19 protein-coding genes are annotated in these 15,337 nt (G+C 67.1%); 6 read left to right on the top strand and 13 right to left on the bottom strand.

Features of this window, described 5'->3' with window-relative positions; genetic code table 11:
* The first annotated feature begins 35 nt into the window (after positions 1 to 35).
* Genes Q7X29_RS06660 through Q7X29_RS06650 form a run of 3 tightly spaced genes read left to right on the top strand, consistent with a single transcriptional unit; the run spans position 36 to position 1,407 of the window.
* Complete coding sequence (locus tag Q7X29_RS06660) at positions 36 to 419, top strand: hypothetical protein (protein WP_316573542.1); 384 nt, start codon at positions 36 to 38, stop codon at positions 417 to 419.
* A gap of 41 nt (positions 420 to 460) precedes the next feature.
* A complete protein-coding gene (locus Q7X29_RS06655) occupies positions 461 to 958 on the top strand; it encodes a DUF6301 family protein (RefSeq protein ID WP_316573541.1) in 498 nt (165 codons plus the stop codon).
* On the top strand, positions 955 to 1,407 hold the full coding sequence (locus tag Q7X29_RS06650) for a TY-Chap domain-containing protein (RefSeq protein WP_316573540.1): 453 nt from the start codon (positions 955 to 957) through the stop codon (positions 1,405 to 1,407). Before Q7X29_RS06655 ends, Q7X29_RS06650 begins: the two co-directional genes overlap by 4 nt.
* 30 nt (positions 1,408 to 1,437) lie before the next feature.
* Here the strand turns inward: Q7X29_RS06650 and Q7X29_RS06645 are convergent, their stop codons facing one another.
* The 3 genes from Q7X29_RS06645 to Q7X29_RS06635 form a co-directional block, all read right to left on the bottom strand.
* Positions 1,438 to 1,755, bottom strand: coding sequence for a hypothetical protein (locus tag Q7X29_RS06645; protein WP_218719439.1), 318 nt, complete (start codon positions 1,753 to 1,755; stop codon positions 1,438 to 1,440).
* 114 nt (positions 1,756 to 1,869) lie between these two features.
* Entirely contained in the window at positions 1,870 to 2,664 is a 795-nt protein-coding gene (locus Q7X29_RS06640; RefSeq protein ID WP_218719438.1) for an ESX secretion-associated protein EspG, read from the bottom strand.
* On the bottom strand, positions 2,661 to 4,655 hold the full coding sequence (locus Q7X29_RS06635) for a hypothetical protein (RefSeq protein WP_316573539.1): 1,995 nt from the start codon (positions 4,653 to 4,655) through the stop codon (positions 2,661 to 2,663). Before Q7X29_RS06635 ends, Q7X29_RS06640 begins: the two co-directional genes overlap by 4 nt.
* 257 nt (positions 4,656 to 4,912) lie before the next feature.
* On the opposite strand from Q7X29_RS06635, the gene Q7X29_RS06630 reads away from it, so the two are divergent.
* Both Q7X29_RS06630 and dtd read left to right on the top strand, forming a co-directional pair.
* The gene (locus Q7X29_RS06630) at positions 4,913 to 6,412 is read left to right on the top strand and encodes a hypothetical protein (protein ID WP_255588051.1); all 1,500 of its coding nucleotides are present in this window, start codon (positions 4,913 to 4,915) and stop codon (positions 6,410 to 6,412) included.
* A 32-nt stretch (positions 6,413 to 6,444) separates the two neighbouring features.
* Complete coding sequence (gene dtd, locus Q7X29_RS06625) at positions 6,445 to 6,888, top strand: D-aminoacyl-tRNA deacylase (RefSeq protein WP_316573538.1); 444 nt, start codon at positions 6,445 to 6,447, stop codon at positions 6,886 to 6,888.
* Between the two features lie 33 nt (positions 6,889 to 6,921).
* Here dtd and map read toward each other — a convergent pair whose 3' ends face one another.
* The 10 genes from map to Q7X29_RS06575 all read right to left on the bottom strand — a co-directional run bounded on the left by map (position 6,922) and on the right by Q7X29_RS06575 (position 13,356).
* Positions 6,922 to 7,719 (bottom strand): type I methionyl aminopeptidase, encoded by a 798-nt coding sequence (map, locus tag Q7X29_RS06620; RefSeq protein WP_316573537.1) that lies wholly within the window; start codon positions 7,717 to 7,719, stop codon positions 6,922 to 6,924.
* A 25-nt stretch (positions 7,720 to 7,744) separates the two neighbouring features.
* Positions 7,745 to 8,290, bottom strand: coding sequence for an adenylate kinase (locus Q7X29_RS06615; protein WP_218719434.1), 546 nt, complete (start codon positions 8,288 to 8,290; stop codon positions 7,745 to 7,747).
* A complete protein-coding gene (secY, locus tag Q7X29_RS06610; protein WP_218719433.1) occupies positions 8,287 to 9,609 on the bottom strand; it encodes a preprotein translocase subunit SecY in 1,323 nt (440 codons plus the stop codon). Before secY ends, Q7X29_RS06615 begins: the two co-directional genes overlap by 4 nt.
* Positions 9,610 to 9,764: 155 nt before the next feature.
* Positions 9,765 to 10,208: a 50S ribosomal protein L15 gene (gene rplO / locus Q7X29_RS06605; protein WP_019045071.1), complete on the bottom strand. Its 444-nt coding sequence runs from the start codon at positions 10,206 to 10,208 to the stop codon at positions 9,765 to 9,767.
* A gap of 1 nt (position 10,209) precedes the next feature.
* The gene (rpmD, locus tag Q7X29_RS06600) at positions 10,210 to 10,389 is read right to left on the bottom strand and encodes a 50S ribosomal protein L30 (protein ID WP_019045070.1); all 180 of its coding nucleotides are present in this window, start codon (positions 10,387 to 10,389) and stop codon (positions 10,210 to 10,212) included.
* A gap of 2 nt (positions 10,390 to 10,391) precedes the next feature.
* The gene (rpsE, locus tag Q7X29_RS06595) at positions 10,392 to 11,042 is read right to left on the bottom strand and encodes a 30S ribosomal protein S5 (protein ID WP_218719432.1); all 651 of its coding nucleotides are present in this window, start codon (positions 11,040 to 11,042) and stop codon (positions 10,392 to 10,394) included.
* Between the two features lie 31 nt (positions 11,043 to 11,073).
* Positions 11,074 to 11,481 carry a 50S ribosomal protein L18 gene (gene rplR / locus Q7X29_RS06590; RefSeq protein WP_218719431.1) on the bottom strand — a complete coding sequence of 136 codons (408 nt, stop codon included), beginning with the start codon at positions 11,479 to 11,481 and terminating at the stop codon, positions 11,074 to 11,076.
* Between the two features lie 2 nt (positions 11,482 to 11,483).
* Positions 11,484 to 12,023: a 50S ribosomal protein L6 gene (gene rplF, locus Q7X29_RS06585; RefSeq protein WP_019045067.1), complete on the bottom strand. Its 540-nt coding sequence runs from the start codon at positions 12,021 to 12,023 to the stop codon at positions 11,484 to 11,486.
* 15 nt (positions 12,024 to 12,038) lie between these two features.
* Positions 12,039 to 12,437 (bottom strand): 30S ribosomal protein S8, encoded by a 399-nt coding sequence (gene rpsH, locus Q7X29_RS06580; RefSeq protein WP_067491077.1) that lies wholly within the window; start codon positions 12,435 to 12,437, stop codon positions 12,039 to 12,041.
* A gap of 271 nt (positions 12,438 to 12,708) precedes the next feature.
* Positions 12,709 to 13,356, bottom strand: coding sequence for a YoaK family protein (locus Q7X29_RS06575; protein ID WP_374104883.1), 648 nt, complete (start codon positions 13,354 to 13,356; stop codon positions 12,709 to 12,711).
* Positions 13,357 to 13,757: 401 nt separating this feature from the next.
* Here Q7X29_RS06575 and Q7X29_RS06570 point away from each other — a divergent pair, with 401 nt between their 5' ends.
* Positions 13,758 to 15,332, top strand: a complete 1,575-nt coding sequence (locus Q7X29_RS06570) for an alpha/beta hydrolase (RefSeq protein WP_316573536.1) — start codon at positions 13,758 to 13,760, stop codon at positions 15,330 to 15,332.
* The last annotated feature ends 5 nt before the right edge of the window (positions 15,333 to 15,337 follow it).

Here is a 15,337-nt window from a genome sequence, read left to right as displayed (position 1 = left end):
ACGAACTCCAGAACACCGAGAGCAGGACGCACGCAATGGAATTGAAGCCCGTGGCCATGTACCGCGAGATGTATGAGGGCGCGCACGACGAGCTGCCCTCGGTACACGACGCGCCCACCGGCGCCGTCGAAGCCGACCGCGAGCGAATCCTGAACTACATGCGCAAGGTCCGCGCGATCTTCGATGTCATGGGCGAAGCACCCGACCTGTTCACCCCCGGCACCGACATCGAGGGCGGCCCCTCCCTCTACTCCGACGGCGTCTGGATCTGGCGCGAGGACTCCCTGAAGTACCTCGCCGACCAGCCCCTCGTCCTCCCGGCCGAGTTCGTCGACCATGTCCGCGCCCTCGACTACACCCCGCAGAACTTCGACACCCGCGACCCCGATTTCGACGCGGCGTTCCTGTCGTACTTCTGACCGTGCCGTCCTTGCCTGTCGCGAGCCAAGAGGAGAAACCGTTGACCGACTTCCGAACCCGGACCCCCGACGAGGTCGCCGAGCTGGGCGGTCGACTGCGCGCACTCGACTGGTCCTGGCAGCTCGCCGAAATACCCCAGATCGCCGAACGATTCGGCTGGCGCGTCGTCGCCACTTCGGAAGACGACGACTGGGCCATGCTCGATACCGGCCTCGGCTCGGCCAGCGGAAAGGTCTTCGCCGACGACGGCGACGTCGAACAGATCCAGGTCAGCGCCAGCACCATCGGCCCCGACACCGACCAGACCCACACCCTCGTCCAGCAGGCCTACACCGCGATGGCCGCGCGACTCGAGGCGACGCTGGGCGCGCCGAGCGCCCGGATCACCGACGGTAGTCCCCAGCTGCGCTGGACCGGCTCCGCCTCGACACTGATCCTCGCGGCGCTCCCCCGCTCGATCACCCTCACCCTGGCGTCCAACGAATGGCTGGAACTCTTCGACGAAGGCGTCGAGCTCTCCCGACAGGGGCAGCTGTGACCGATTGGACCGCGTTCGCCGAACATCTGGCCGCCGAGCTCGAAGCCCTTCCGCTCGGCGCACGGGTGATCGTCTTCGAACCCGAACCGGCCCGCATCCGCCGCTTCGTCCAGTTCGCTCGCGACGAAGACGTGCTGTCGGCTCAGCTGATCGGTGACCGGTTTCTCGACGAGAGCAGGCGGCCCGACCCTGCCGGGTACCGGGCGATCACCGACGCCGGCTGGAACCAGCCCGACGTGGACAACGCCCATCTGTGGTGGGTCGACTTCGACGCGCCGATCACGGGCGTAGACCGTCGCCGCGCCGCCGAGCTCGCCGTCGCCGGACTCCGCGACGGGTACGGCATCACCAGCCCCGCCGGGCTCGTCTACGACGCCTGGACGGACCGCGCCGGCCACCCCGATCTCGACCTGCCCACGCTGGGCCTGAGCCGTCAGTCGATGCAGTAGCGGCCGGACCGTGCGCGTCGAGTCCGCCTCCTACGTCAACCCGTTGCGGTTGCCCTGTTCCATCTTGTCGATGTAGTCGGCGCTCTCGGTCTGGCCGTCCGCGAAGTCGCCCATGGACTTCGCCATGGTCTTGACGTTGTCGCTGGTGTTGGTCCAGGAGGAGTCGTAGCCGTCGTTGCCGCCGGGGCCGTCGTTGAAGCTCTGGCCGAGTTTGTCGTTGCCCCAGACGTTTCCGCGCCCGTTCAGCGAGCTGTTCAGGGTGTTGATGATGTTGGTGAGCTGGGTTCCGACATTGCGCGACTTGCCCGCCGCGGTCCGGAAGTTGTCGGCGTCGTATTCGAACGTCATCGCCCTCATCCCTCCACGAGTGGTAGCACCGAGCACACCACAAGTCCTTCGCCTGCGCAACAGTCTCACACGGCGGAGCGAACCTCGCGTGACGCCGCCGTGAACGTCCGGTACCTAGGCGTTCGCCTCCCAATGGGACTCCACCCGCGACATCATTCGCTCGATCGAGCTGTTGACCGCGTCGACCAGATCGGATCTGGACATCGGTGTGGCGAGCGGGTTCTCGTTCGGCAGGCCGATGACGTAGCGGCCGTCGTCGGGCAGGTCGCGCCAGACCAGGATGTCGCGGTGCATGCCACGGGAGCCGAACATCGACTGGTTCTGCAGGATGTTGATCGTGCCGGTGCGCTCGGCGGGCCGATTCAGGAATTCGGCACTGCGATCGACGATCGAGGTGTCGGCTTCCTCGAAGAACATCGAGGTCTGTCGCTGCTGGTCGTCGTCGCGGCCGGTGCCGGTGACCAGCGGGATGATGCCCCCGCGCCCCGCGCCGGTGGCGGGCATGAGGTCGACGATCGCGTCGGCGAGCCCGTACGGCCCGATGTCGACGACGACGTAACCGCCACTGTGGGTGGGGGTTTCACCCGGAAGCTGGTAGATCAGATACCCGCTGGCACCGGCCCGGGCGGCGCGCGCCTTGAGCCAGTACTCGGCGTTGCTGCGCGCGTCGTCCTTCCAACCGCGCAGGCGCACATACGCTTCCGGCCGTTCGAGCACGTCGAAGACCGTGCGCAGCGCCGGATCGGCGGTGTGCTGTAGCCGCTGCCAGACCTGGTACTTCTCGGCCTCGTAGTCCTCGTGCAGACGCGTCGTGGACTGGAAGGTCAGTGGGCGTGGCAGATCGGTGCCGACGAAGCGCTGCCACAGCACCCGGAATTCGATGTCGGTGAGTTCCCAGCGCTGGCTCACGCGCCGACCTCCGGACGCGCACGCGTGATCGTTCCGGGATCAGTGTCGTCGAGTGGTGCAATCGGCGCGTGGAACTCCTGGTCGGGCATCGAGAACGCCTGGTCGGGCAGCTCGAGCACCGGGACCGACGCTTCGGCGCCCTCGACCACCTGGGCGGGCGCCTCGGTCGACAGCGACTCCGCGACCAGGCCGGTGATGGGGGCGACGATCTCGTCCAGGCCGGACAGCAGGTTGGAGAAGTCGGGCAGCGACGCCCGCGAAGCCGTGGCGGTTTCCGTCGTCTCCCCGGGCACGCCGGCGCCGTCGGGATCGGAGGTCGCGGTTTCGACGCCGAGCAGTTCGGCCAGCGGCGACAGCGCGGGGTTGCCCGCGATCAGCCCGGTGAGCTCGGGCGACTGCGCGAGGATCTCCTTCAGGTCGGGGAACTGACCGAGGAGGTTGCCGAGCTGGCTGAAGTCGGGTAGGCCCGACGCGGTGGTCGAGCCGGTCGTGTCGGCCGAGATCTGTTGCAGCGCAGTGGCCAGCGAGGGCAGCGCCTGCGTCAGGGAACTGACGGCGGAGGTGACCGCCGACATCACCGAGGACAGGATGCTCGACATATCGCCCGAGCCCGAACCACTGCTCGAGCCGGTCGACCCGCCCGACCCCGCGACCGAGCCGGTCGAGCCGGTCTGACCGGTCGACCCGGTCTGCCCGGTGCCACTCTGGGTGCCCTTGGTCCCGTTCTGCTGCAACGCGGACTGCGCCTGCTGGGCGGCCTGCAACGCCGCCTGCTGGGCGGCCTGGCTGGCAGCCGTCTGTTGGGAACCGCCACCGGAGTTGTTGCTTCCGCCACCGGAGTTGTTGCCGCCGCCGTTGTTGTTTCCGGCGTTGTTGTTTCCGCCGTTGTTGTTGTTGCCGTTGTTGTTGTTATTGTTGTTGTTGTTGTTGTTGTTATTGTTGTTGTTGTTCGGCGTCGTCACCGGGCCCTTGGGCGCCGCGGGTTCGGCCGCCGCCGGGAACAACTTCTCGGTGTTCATCACCCCGTTGACGTAGTGACGCTCGTACCGATCGCGGTTCTCCTGCAGATCGTCGTCGCACTTGTCCTCGGTCTCGATCGGCATGCAGACCTTGGTCGCGTACAGCCAGTTCGCGGTGTACTCGAGGTTCGACTGCATCATCCTGAAGGAATCGCTGGCCACCATCGCGGATTGGCCGAAAGTGGCGATCGCCGCCCGCGCGGTGTCGCCGCCCTGGCTCTGCCACCGATCGGCGGTGATCGAGGCGAGCTTCTGGTCGAGGTCGTAGGCGGCGCCGTGCACCGCGTTGGCCATCGCCTCCCAGATCGGGGCGTCGTTGGCCACTTCCTGCCAAGAGATGCGCTGACCGAGGTCGTACATGTCGCGCCAGGACATGTTGTCCGCCGCCCGCACCGGAATCCGCACCCCCACCGACTCCGCGGTCGCGGTACCCGCGTGCTTGGGCACGTTGGCGGTCTCGATGTCGTAGTTGTGCTTCTCCATCTTGATTTCCATGCCGGTGCCCTGTCGCACCTTGACATCGACTTCCCAGTGCGCCGGCTTGTAGCCACCGGCCTCGGTGACCTCGCCCTTCAGGTCCTTGGCTCCGGGCGCGGAATTCACATCCTTCAGCTGCCCCTTGAGCGCGGCGATATTGTCGCCCGAGCCCTTGTCGGTCTCGGTGTAGGACTCGCCCGCGGCCTTGAACATGGTCACCAGGTCCTCGAGCGAATCGATGTAGCGCCCGATGAGGTCCTTGGCCTGGGTGGCCTCGGTGATGAACTTGGTCCGCAGTGGTGGACCCGCGTCGACCTGGCTGCCGCCGAGCTTCGACTCGTCGTAGTTGTTGAGATCGTGGTCGCGAATCAGGTTCTGACAGCCCTTGAATATCTCGATCGCCGAGCTACACGCCTTGGCGGCTTCGAGCGCGGCGCCCGTCTCCACCTTGATCTTGGCCTTGCCCGCCAACCCCTCGTAGGGAGAATCTCCCACGCCAACCGCTCCTCGCAGCGCCCCACCGACGACCCTCGCGCAGTCGGCTCGATCGCATGCATTCTAGTAAGCAATGCGAAATATGCACAGCCACAGGGAAACACCGGACTCCCTCGTGGATGAACATCCGGGTTCGCCGGACGGTCCGGCAGCCACCGCCGATCTGTGCCAAACTCGGACGACACACTGAACGGCCGCCCAGTGGCCGTGCTCGAACGATGGATGAGGCCAGGATTGACGTCGCGATGGAATTGCTCATGACCGATGTGAGCGGCCTCGAACGGCGCGTAGCGGCCGACCGTACCGCGACCAGGAGCCAGGCCCCCGCCGACTACCTGCGGCTGGCCGGCTCCCTCGCCGAGCTGGCCCAGGGCCTACTCGCCACCCGGGATGATCCGTCGGGTCGCGATCGCACCGCCGAGGCGCTGGAACCGGCCCAGGAGGCGGTCGCCATCCGGCTGCACTGGCTGGTCGGCGGCTACGTCAGCTACGAATACGCCGGTGCGCTGCAGGATTCGCTGCGGCTGTTCGAGCAGGCGACGCGGCTGGTCGGACATCGACAGCTGGCCACCAACACCATTCGCAGCGCGTGCCAGGCGTATCGCCAGGTCGCGCAGGACTATCCGGATGTGCAGCCGATGTGCGCCGACGGGCTGTCCAAGTGCGGCGTGTGGTTGATGCGGCTCGATCACGACGCCGCGGTGGCGGCCACCGAGGACGCGGTGCGGATCCGCGCCGCGATGTACGCGCGCACCTGCGAACAGCCCGGCAAGTATCTGGCCAGCCTGAGCACACTGCTGCGCACGATGATGGTCGGCCGCTCACGCAAGCAGGCCATCGCGAGCTATCGCACGCTGTACTCCGAGGTCACCTCCGCGGCGAGCACCGCGCGATTGCGCGAGACCCGGGTCGAAGAACTCGATCTCACCGTCAAGACCACCCAGGCGCTGATCAAGCTGGGCGCGCCGACGCTGGAGCGGGCCGGGCGGCTCACCCAGCAGCAGATCCTCTACCAGTCGGGTGGCGACCTGGCCACCATCGACGAGATCAACTGGCGGCTGGCGCTGGTCGGGCTCAAGCCGCTCGCGGCGGGCGCGATGCCGGAACCGCCGTCGCGGCCGGTGGAGATCTCGGCGACCTACGGCGCGCTCGCGGTGCGCTGCTCGGCGCCGGACGCGCTCGAGCAGGTGCGGGCGGCGATCGTGGCGGCCTTCGCGCGCGACGGTGTCGAGCCGGTGGACGCGGGACGATTCGCCGGGGTGCACGAAAAGCACTGGGGGGTCAAGGAACCCGTCACCAACCCGGCCGTAGAGCTGTCCGCCGATGTGGTGCTGGTCGAGAAGTCCTCCGGCAGCTGGATTTCGGTGAAGAGCCTGAACTGGGAGATCGGCGCGCTCGGCAAGCATCCGCTCGCCGTGCGGCTCTCGGAGAAGTGGCCGGTCCTGACCGTCGCCACCATCGAGAACATCTCCTACGAGCTGTGCCTCTACGACAACGGCGTCGCCACCCAGTACGCCGCGCTCGGCAGGCCCGCCGGACAGGCCCCCCTCGACGCGCCACTGGCGCCCCTGGACTTCGCGACCCTGGCCGACTACGGCGCCGACTACGCCTCCGAAACGCAGGTCCGCGCGGCCTTCGGCAACGCGCCGATGTTCGCCAAGGTCACCGAGCTGCCCGGCAGCGGCATCCGGCAGGCCGCGGAGAGTCGCCCGCTCACCGAGTACGGCACCGACATCCTGTTCTTCGGCAAGCCCTGACCCGTCGTCGGCGCCTGGCATGATCGGTGCTTGTGCGAGTACTGCTGCAGCGGGTGACCAGTGCCCAGGTGAGCGTCGACGACGAGGTGGTCGGCCGGATCGACCCGGCCGGCGCGGGGGTGCCGCACGGGCTGCTCGCCCTGGTCGGGGCCACCCATACCGATACCGAGGCGACCGCGAAAGCCCTGGCGGACAAGGCGTGGCGGCTGCGGATTCTCGACGGTGACCGCTCCGCCGCGGACCTGAACGCGCCCATCCTGGTGGTCAGCCAGTTCACCCTCTACGCCAATACTGCCAAGGGCAGGCGACCGTCCTGGAACGCGGCCGCCCCGGGGGAACATGCCGAACCTCTCGTCGACACCTTCGCCGATACCCTGCGCGAACTCGGCGCGACCGTGGCCACCGGGCACTTCGGCGCGCACATGCGCATCGAGCTGACGAACGACGGCCCGGTCACCATCCTGCTGGAAGGCTGACCGGGCCGTCGTTCGAAACCTGCTGCGCGCCGACTACTCCGGGCGCAGGGTGAGAATGCGCGGACCGTCCTCGGTGACGGCGACGCTGTGCTCCCAGTGCGCGGCACGGGTGCCGTCGGTGGTGACCACGGTCCACTCGTCGTCGAGGGTCTTGGTCTCGGTGGTGCCCAGGGTGAGCATCGGCTCGATCGCCAGGACCGAACCGACGACCAGGCGCGGGCCCTTGCCGGGGGCGCCCTCGTTCGGCAGGAACGGGTCCATGTGCATCTCGCGGCCGATGGCGTGACCGCCGTAGCCGTCGACGATGCCGTAGGCCCGGCCGTGCTCGCGCTCGGCGGCGCGGGTGCCGAGCTCGATGGCATGCGAGACGTCGGTGAGGCGATTGTCCGGCAGCATCGCGGCGATGCCCGCTTCCATCGACAACTTGGTCGCCTCGCTCAGCAGCGCGTCGGCCTCGATGATGGTGCCGACGCCGAACGTCCACGCCGAGTCACCGTGCCAGCCGTCGAGGATGGCACCGCAGTCGATGGAGACGAGATCGCCCTCGGTGAGGATTTCCTTCGCCGAGGGGATCCCATGGACCACACGGTCATTGACCGAAGAACAGATCGAGCCGGGGAAGCCGTGGTAGCCCTTGAACGACGGCACGGCGCCCGCGTCACGGATCACCTGCTCGGCGACCTCGTCCAGCTCCAGCGTCGAGACGCCGGGCTTGGCCGCGGCGCGGACGGCGACGAGCGCCCGCCCGACGATCGCGCCGGCTGCCGCCATGGCATCCAGCTCGCCCGCCGAACGGAACGGCACGACCTTCTTCTTACGGTTGAAGACCATCCGGCCTCAGTACTCCGATCGGTGGTTACTGACCGAGCGCCTTCAGCGCCCGTGCGTTGACTTCGTCGACCTCGCCGATACCGTCGACGGTCACGACCAGACCGTCGTAGTACTCGAGCAGCGGCTCGGTCTCCTCACGGTAGACCCGCAGCCGGTTGCGGATGACGTCCTCGGTGTCGTCGGCGCGCCCACGGGCGAGCATGCGCTCGACCACGGTGTCCTCGGCGACCACGAAGCACAGCACGGCGTCGAGCGCGGTGCCGTTGTGCTCGAGGATCTTCTTCAGCGCATCGGCCTGGTCGGTCGTGCGCGGGTACCCGTCGAGGACGAAGCCGTTCGCCGCGTCCGGCTCACCGACGCGGGCCTCGACCATGCGGTTGGTGACGTCGCTCGGGACGAGGTCACCCGCGTCCATGTACTTCTGCGCTTCGCGACCGAGGGCGGTCTGCTGGCTGATGTTCGCGCGGAAGAGGTCTCCGGTGGAGATGTGCGGAACGCCCAGCTTTTCCGACAGCAGGACGGCCTGAGTACCCTTGCCGGCACCCGGCGGACCGAGCAGAACAACTCTCACTTGAGGAACCCTTCGTAATTTCGATTCATCAGCTGGCTCTCGATCTGTTTGACCGTGTCGAGACCCACGCTGACCATGATGAGGACCGCAGTACCGCCGAACGGCAGGTTCGCCGCTCCACCGGTCGAGCCCATGTCCAGGAACAGGTTCGGGAGGACGGCGACCAGACCGAGATAGATCGAGCCAGGCAGGGTGATGCGGCTCAGAACGTAGTTGAGATAGTCGGCGGTCGGCTTGCCCGGACGGTAACCGGGAATGAAGCCGCCGAACTTCTTCATCTCATCCGCGCGCTCCTCCGGGTTGAAGGTGATCGCGACGTAGAAGTAGGTGAAGAACACGATCAGACCGAAGTAGATCGCGATGTAGACCGGGTTGCCCGGGTTCACCAGGTACTTCTGGATGATCTCCTGCCACCAGCTCGGCTCCGTCGCCGTGCTGGACCCGGTCAGCTGCGCGATCAGGTTCGGCAGGTAAAGCAGCGAGGACGCGAAGATCACCGGGATGACGCCGGCCTGGTTGACCTTCAAGGGCAGGTAGGTCGAGGAACCGCCGTACATCTTGCGACCGACGACGCGCTTGGCGTACTGCACCGGAATCCGGCGCTGGCCCTGCTCGACGAAGATCACGGCCACCAGGATCACCAGGACGGCGGCACACACGAGGCCGAAGATCAGGCCACCGTCGGAGTCGAGGATCCGCTTGCCGTCGATCGGCAGGCGGGCGGCGATACCGGCGAAGATGAGCAGCGACATGCCGTTACCGACACCGCGCTCGGTGATCTGCTCACCGAACCACATGACCAGCGCGGCACCGGCGGTCATCACCAGGACGATGATGATCATGCCGAAGATGCTGGTGTCGGCGAGGATGGGCTCGGTGCAGCCCTGCAGCAGCTGACCGCGCGCGGCGAGCGCGACGAGACCCGTGGCCTGCAGGATCGCCAGCGCGATCGACAGGTACCGGGTGTACTGCGTCATCTTGGTCTGGCCTGCTTGGCCTTCCTTGCGCAGTTCCTCGAACCGCGGGATGACGACGGTCAGCAGCTGGATGATGATGCTCGCGGTGATGTACGGCATGATGCCGATCGCGAACACCGACAGCTGCAGTAGCGCACCACCGGAGAAGAGATTGATGAGCTGGTAGATACCGGCGGAATCACCGCCGGAGACCAGCTTCACGCAGTCCTGGACCGCGCGGTAGTCGACGCCGGGGGACGGCAGCGCGGCACCCAACCGGTACAGCGCGATCAACCCCAGCGTGAAGAGAATCTTCCGCCGTAAGTCCGGAGTCCGGAAGGCCGATACGAAGGCGGAAAGCACAGATCCTCCTGGCGAACGACATGGTCATGCCATGCGACTTCGGTTCTACGGAAACGTCAGCCGATGACGAGCTTGGCAGACAACACTTGAACTCTAACAGTGACACCGGACGAGCTCGCGACTCGTCCGGTGTCCACTGCTGACTAACAGTACCGTCAGGCCAGTTCGGTGACAGTGCCACCGGCTGCGGCGATCTTCTCCTTGGCGGAGCCGGTCACCTTGTCGGCGGTCACCTGGACCGCCACGCCGATCTCACCGTCGCCGAGAACCTTGACCAGCTCGTTCTTGCGAACGGCGCCGGCCGCGACGAGCTCGGCCTTACCGACCGTGCCGCCCTCGGGGAACAGCTCCGCGATGCGGCCCACGTTCACAACCTGGTACTCCACGCGGAAGCGGTTGGTGAAGCCCTTCAGCTTCGGCAGGCGCATGTGCAGCGGCATCTGGCCACCCTCGAACGCCGGGGAGACGTTCTTGCGGGCCTTGGTGCCCTTGGTACCGCGACCGGCGGTCTTGCCCTTGGAACCCTCACCGCGACCCACACGGGTCTTCTCGGTCTTGGAACCCGGCGCAGGACGCAGGTGGTGCAATTTGATGGTCATGTCAGACCTCCTCAACAGTTACGAGGTGGCGCACGACGTTGATCAGACCGCGGTTCTGAGCGTTGTCCTCGCGGACAACACTCTGACGGATCTTGCGAAGGCCCAGCGTACGCAGGGAGTCCTTCTGATTCGCCTTGGCGCCGATGGTGCTCTTGATCTGGGTCACCTTGAGATCAGCCATGGTCAGGCTCCCTGTCCCGCACGCGCACGCAGCATGCCCGCCGGAGCGACATCCTCGATCGGCAGACCGCGACGCGCGGCAACCTCTTCGGGACGCTGGAGCATCTTGAGCGCGGCAACCGTCGCGTGAACGACGTTGATCGCATTGTCGCTACCGAGCGACTTGGCCAGAATGTCGTGAATGCCGGCGCATTCGAGCACGGCACGCGCCGCGCCACCGGCGATCACACCGGTACCGGGCGAAGCCGGACGCAGCATGACGACGCCGGCCGCCGCCTCACCCTGAACCGGGTGGGTGATGGTCGAGCCGATCATCGGGACGCGGAAGAAGCCCTTACGAGCCTCCTCGACACCCTTCTGGATGGCCGCGGGAACTTCCTTGGCCTTGCCGTAGCCGACGCCGACCAGACCGTTGCCGTCACCGACGATCACGAGGGCGGTGAAGCTGAAGCGACGACCACCCTTCACGACCTTGGAGACACGGTTGATCGCGACTACGCGCTCGAGCTGGTTCTTCTCGGCAGCGTTGTCGCGGCGGTCGCCGCCACCGCGACGATCGCCACCACCGCGGCGGTCGCCACGGTTGCCCTCGGGGGCATTGCTGTTCTGTCCGGCGGGTCCGTTGCCGCCGTCACGCCGCTGACGTCCCGGCATCAGACGTTCCTTCCGTTCGAAATAACAGTCATCAGAACTTCAACCCGCCTTCACGAGCGGCATCGGCCAGCGCCGCGATGCGGCCGTGGTAGTCGTGACCACCACGGTCGAACACGACCGACTCGATACCGGCAGCCTTGGCGCGCTCGGCGATCAGCTGACCGACCTTGGCGCCCTTGGCGGACTTGTCGCCCTCCAGCGCGCGCACATCGGCCTCGATCGAGGACGCGGCGGCAATGGTCTTGCCCACCGAGTCGTCGACGAGCTGAGCGTGCAGGTGCCGCGAGGAGCGGTTGACCACCAGGCGCGGACGCTCGGTGGTGCCGACGACCTTCTTGCGCAGACGGAAGTGACGGCGGGTCTTGGACAGCCGACGCTTGGTCGAGTTGTCCTTGCCCAGCGGAATCCGCTTGGCCTTCTGGTTAGCAGTTTGCGCCATGATCACTTACCCGTCTTTCCGACCTTGCGGCGAACGACCTCGCCGGCGTAGCGGATGCCCTTGCCCTTGTACGGGTCGGGCTTACGCAGTCCGTGGATGACAGCGGAGATCTGGCCGACCTTCTGCTTGTCGATGCCGGACACAGAGAACTTGGTGGGCGATTCCACCGCGAAGGTGATGCCCTCCGGGGCCTCGATCGGCACCGGGTGGCTGTAGCCCAGGGCGAACTCGAGGTTCGAGCCCTTGGCGGCCACACGGTAACCGACACCGAAGATTTCCATCTTCTTCTCGTAGCCCTTGGTGACACCCTCGATCATGTTGGCGATCAGGGTGCGGGACAGGCCGTGCAGCGAACGGTTGGCGCGCTCGTCGTTGGGACGGGCCACCTCCAGCTCGTTACCTTCACCCTTGGTGACGGTGATCGGCTCGGCCACGGTGTGCGACAGGGTGCCCTTGGGCCCCTTCACCGTGACGACCTGGCCGTCGATGGTGACGTCGACGCCGGCCGGAATCTCGATGGGCTTCTTACCAATACGCGACATTAGTCCTGACCTCCCTTACCAGACGTAGGCGAGGACTTCGCCGCCCACGCCCTGCTTGGCCGCCTGACGGTCGGTGAGCAGACCGGTCGACGTGGAAATGATCGCCACGCCGAGGCCGCCGAGGACCTTGGGCAGGTTGGTGGACTTCGCGTACACACGCAGACCCGGCTTCGAGACGCGACGCAGGCCCTGCAGGCTGCGCTCACGGCTGGGGCCGTACTTCAGATCGACGACGAGGGCCTTGCCCACCGGCGCGTCTTCGGTGCGGTAATCGGCGATGTAGCCCTCACGCTTCAAGATCTCGGCGATGTTCGCCTTGAGCTTGGAGTGGGGCGCCTTCACCTGATCGTGGTACGCCGAGTTGGCGTTGCGCAGACGCGTCAAGAAGTCTGCGATCGGATCAGTCATGGTCATGGTTAGACCTCGACACCTTTCTCGCTGCGGTTCCCATGCAGCATCGGCGCGCTCACACACGCCGACCGTGGGCCTACAACAATTCGGCTGGTCCGGACGGCACTTACCGACCGGATGAGTTCTCTTAACGAGCTCTCGGCGCCTGGACCGTCCGCCCGCTTACACACATCAGCGAGGCGCCAGCGGACACAGAGGTGCCCAGGCAACCGCTCTAGTGTAGGCAACGCCGTGGTCAGGACCAAATCGGGGTCGGTTCGCGCGGCCGGATGCGTCAGGCCGCGACCGCGCGCGCCGCCTTGGCGGTGAGCATCGCCGCGGCGGCCGAGACGGCGGCGGCCACGATGAGCATCAGCTCGCCACCGACGACCAGGCTCATCACTCCGCCGAGGAAGGCGCCGACCGCGAAGGCCGCATACTGCCCGCCGTAGCCGAGCCAGTCGCGAGCGCTACCGCCGCTGACATGGCTTTCGATCCCCTGGCTCAGCTTCACGACGGTCCCGGTGGCATAGCTCAGCGGGACGCTGGTCTCGCCGTTCTTCACGAACGCGGTGTTGAGCGCGCCGACCGCGAAGGCGACGAACGCGATGGGGATGAACCCCACCTCCTGACCGCCGGTGCGGTCGAGGGCGAAGTCGACGACCGCGGCCACCACCAGCGCCGCGGTGGTCACCACCGCGGCGCCGTGGCGGCTGTCGCGCCACCACCGCCTGCGCAGCAGCGAGGCGACGAACACGCCGAGCCCGAACGAGAAGAGCAGCGTGATGGCACCGACGGCCAGCAGCTGATCATTGTCGAACCAGCCGAGAACGGCCCGCTCGGTATTTCCGGTCATGAATGTCACGAAATATCCGGCGGAATGCGTATAGGCGGCCGCGCCGATGAATCCGGCCAATATCGAAAGAAAGGCGACCATCGGCATCGCGCCCGCGGGAATCCCGCGTAGCGGCGCCCGGTGGGCCAGGTCACGCCCGGTTTTTTCTGTGGTTGTCGTCACCATCCCACTCCTCCGGTTGTCCTGGAATTAGGGATCGTCTTTGACACCCGGTCGCGCCACATTTCCGCGCGACCATCCCGACCCTAGCGATGGATCAGAGTGTCGGCCACCGCGATTTCACGATTATCGGGAAAAACACAGAATTGACCTCGAGATATTTAACCTCACGTTCACCGAACAATTCGAAACAAATTCCCGCGCGGGCGGTCCGGACCAGGCCGGACGGGGGTGCGCTCGGCGAATTCCGTTCGCCGCCAACTAGTTTCCTGAGGAAAGCATGTGATAGCTTCGCGAGGTTCGCCCGATCTGTGCAGGAGGCTCGGCAGTTGTATTCGCGCTCTGGGCGCCGTGGAACTCGCCGTAGCTGGACTCGCGTTCTCGCTGTTCTGCTCGGTCTCGGCGCCCTCACCATCCCCGCGCCCGCCCGCGCCGCCGATCCGTACGTCGACCCGCTCGCCGAGGCCGCCGGCACTCCCGACCTGCGGTGGTCGGATTGCGAGGACGGCTTCTCCTGCGCCTGGGCGCAGGTGCCGCTGGACTACCGCAGTCCGCAGGGCGAGCAGATCGACCTGGCGGTGATCAAGCTGCCCGCGACCGATCCCGACCGGCGCATCGGCACCCTGTTCGTGAACTTCGGCGGGCCCGGACCGTCCGGTGTCGATCGGCTGCGGGAGCGGGCGCGGTGGCCGTGGTTGTTCTCCGAGGAGCTGCGGGCCCGGTTCGATCTGGTGTCGTGGGACCCGCGCTCGGTCGCACGCAGCGCCCCGACCAGCTGTTTTCCCTCATACGACGAGCAGCAGGCCTACTTCGCGACCTTCCCTGGCACACCGTCGAATCCCGCCGAGGAGCCGGAGTTCTTCGACCGCTCCGCCGATATCGCGGGCCGCTGCGCGGAGTCCGCGGGCGCGATCCTGGCGCACGCCTCGACCGCGAACACCGCCCGCGACCTGGAGTTGCTGCGCCGCGCGGTCGGCGATGCCGCGCTGAGCTATCACGGCATCTCCTACGGCACCCAGGTCGGCGCGGTCTACGCCAACATGTTCCCGGGCCGGGTGCGGGCGATGGCACTGGACGGGTCGCTGGACTTCGAGGGCAATGCGAACGGACACGGCACCGACGGCGCGACCCTGCCGCTGGACACCAGGCAGGGCGTGGCCGACGCCGTCGCCGAGACCTTCGATGCGTTCCTGCGCGCCTGCTCGGCCGCGGGCCCGGACTGCGCGTTCTCGGCGGGCGAGCCGAAACTCAAATGGATCGCGCTCGCCGAACGCGCGCGCCTGGCGCCCATCGTCGTCGACGGCACCCCGTGGACGTACGGGCAGCTCGTCGCGGCCGCGGGCAGCCTCGCGCGCCCGGAAACCTATCCCGACCTGGCGCTGCTGTTGCAGCAACTCTTCGACGCGGGCACCGCGCTGGTTCCGGCCGTGACGCACGACGCGGTCTTCGCGAAAGAGCAGCCGGGCAATCGCGTCGAGGCGTTCTATTCGATCCAGTGCGCCGACAGCGCCGTCCCGACCGACCCCGCCGTCTACCGCCGGGCCGGCGCCCTCGAAGACCTGCGCGTCCCGTATTTCGGCCGCACCGCCGTCTTCAACGCCCTGCCCTGCGCCTTCTGGCCTGCTCGCGACGTCGACCGCTACACCGGTCCCTGGAATCGCGACACCGCCGCCCCGATCCTGGTCCTCAACAGCCGGTACGACCCGGCGACGCCCCTGCGCGGCGCCGTCGCCGGCGCCGCGCAGCTGGCCCACGCCCGCGTGGTCGTGATCGAAGGCGCGGGCCACAGCAGCATGTACGTGCCCAGCACCTGCGCCGAACACGTCAAGCGCGACTACCTGTTCACCGGCCAACTCCCCCCGGCCGACCTCCGCTGCGGCATCGACCGGTCCCCCTTCCGCTGACCTAC

It is taken from the genome of Nocardia canadensis, from assembly GCF_032656385.1.
Lineage (GTDB): Bacteria > Actinomycetota > Actinomycetes > Mycobacteriales > Mycobacteriaceae > Nocardia > Nocardia canadensis.
Note: the sequence above shows the minus strand (reverse complement) of the source record. Positions and strands in the feature narration are given on the sequence as shown.